At 70.2% G+C, this 1711-nt stretch carries 2 protein-coding genes; both read right to left on the minus strand.

Going from position 1 to position 1711, the window contains the following annotated elements:
- Positions 1-47: 47 nt before the first annotated feature.
- On the minus strand, positions 48-536 hold the full coding sequence (locus AOK03_RS40170; RefSeq protein WP_055570231.1) for a transglycosylase SLT domain-containing protein: 489 nt from the start codon (positions 534-536) through the stop codon (positions 48-50).
- 399 nt (positions 537-935) lie between these two features.
- The gene (locus tag AOK03_RS40175) at positions 936-1697 is read right to left on the minus strand and encodes a glycoside hydrolase family 16 protein (protein ID WP_208609734.1); all 762 of its coding nucleotides are present in this window, start codon (positions 1695-1697) and stop codon (positions 936-938) included.
- Positions 1698-1711: the final 14 nt, after the last annotated feature.

A 1711-nucleotide genomic window follows, 5' to 3' on the forward strand; every position in this document is an offset into this window, starting at 1 on the left:
GGACGGGGAGGGTGATCAGGAGATGGGGAGGGAGGTCCGGGAGGGACTCAGTACGCGGAGTCGACGTTGTCGATGGAGCCGTACTTGTCCGCGGCGTAGTTCGCGGCCGCGGTGATGTTGGCGACCGGGTCGGTCAGGTTATTGGGGGTGCCGTCGACGTGGTACGCGTCGAAGGTCGGCTGGATGACCTGCAGCAGGCCCTTGGACGGGGTGCCGTTCTGGGCGTTCACGTCCCAGCCGTTCTGCGCGTTCGGGTCACCGGCGGACTCGCGCATGATGTTGCGGTGGAGGCCCTCGTAGCTGCCGGGGATGCCCTTGGACTTCATGATGTCCAGGGACTCGCGGATCCAGCCGTCGAGGTTCTCGGGGTACGTCTTGTCGCCCTTGGCGGCCTGCGGCGCGGCTGCGGCGGCCTGAGCGGGCTCCGCGGCGTGGGCGGGGGAGGGCGCGAGGGTCAGGGCGGCTGCGGCTGCTCCGGCGGCGGCGATGCCGGCGACGGAGAACTTACGGGTCCGGGCGGTGCGCGTCAGGGACATGCGGGTGCAACTCCTGGATGGGGACGAGATGGGCGCCGGATCGAGCAGGCGACTGTGCCTGATGTGCGATCCCGGCGTCCCGAAGACTCAGCCAGGGTTAGCGGCGCCCGGGTGCGGACGCAATCATGTGACGTACTACCGAGATACGAAGAGGCCCTGGTCGGGGCCCTGCCCCGCGGAGCCCCAGGCCCCGCACGGCGCCCTCGGGGCGGCTACTACCTTCCTTAGCATGTGACGTGGCCCCTATGAGTGGGCTCACAGCCGTCGGCCCCTCGAAGTGGCCTGGGTCACCGGCGCGCGGGCCCTGCCGGGCGCCGGTCGAGCGGTCCGGCAGCGGCCGGACCGCGGCGGCCGCCTGCCGGGCCCCGCCAGGGCCCGGAAAGCGCGCCGCGGCGGGCCTCAGCCGCGGCTCGGAGCCGCGTTGCCCCCTGTCACGTGGACGTAGTCGACGACGAGCTGCTTGGGGAAGGTCGTGCCGCCGTCCGGGTCGCCGGGCCAGTACCCGCCGACCGCGAGATTGAGGATGAGGAAGAAGGGCTTGTCGAAGACCCACTTGTTCCCGTTCAGGTCGGCCGGGGTGCGGGTCTGGTAGACCTTGCCGTCCACGGACCAGGTGACCTTGTTCGGCGACCAGTCCACCGCGAAGGTGTGGAACTTGTCCGCGAACGCCTCCCCGCCGGGCAGGGTGTATCCCGCGCCGATCCCGCCAGAGCCGGAGTAGCCGGGCCCGTGGAGCGTGCCGTGGACGGTGGACGGCTCGAACCCGACGTTCTCCATCACGTCTATCTCGCCGCTGTTGGGCCAGCCCACGTTGCCGATGTCGGCGCCCAGCATCCAGAACGCGGGCCACATGCCCTGGCCCCGCGGCACCTTCATCCGGGCCTCGACGTGCCCGTACGTCTGCGTGAACTTGCCGGAGGTGTTGAGGCGGGCCGAGGTGTACTCGCAACGGCCGTACCAGCACTGGTAGTTGCCGGGGTTCTCCTTGCGGGCGGTGATGACCAGGTTGCCCTGGCCGTCGAGCGCCGCGTTCTTGTTGCCCGACGTGTAGTACTGCCGCTCGTGGTTGTTGACGTTGTCGCCGGTCTCGATCTGCCACTTGCTGCCGTCGACCGCCGCTCCTGCGGGGCCGTTGAAGTCCTCGGTGAAGGTGGCTGCCAGGGAGGGGGCGGAGG

This window comes from Streptomyces atriruber (assembly GCF_001418325.1).
In the GTDB taxonomy this organism is placed as follows: domain Bacteria; phylum Actinomycetota; class Actinomycetes; order Streptomycetales; family Streptomycetaceae; genus Streptomyces; species Streptomyces atriruber.

Coding starts and splice junctions, on each gene's coding strand:
- AOK03_RS40170 (WP_055570231.1), bottom strand. CDS start 536: ATGTCCCTGACGCGCACCGCCCGGACCCGTAAGTTCTCCGTCGCCGGC.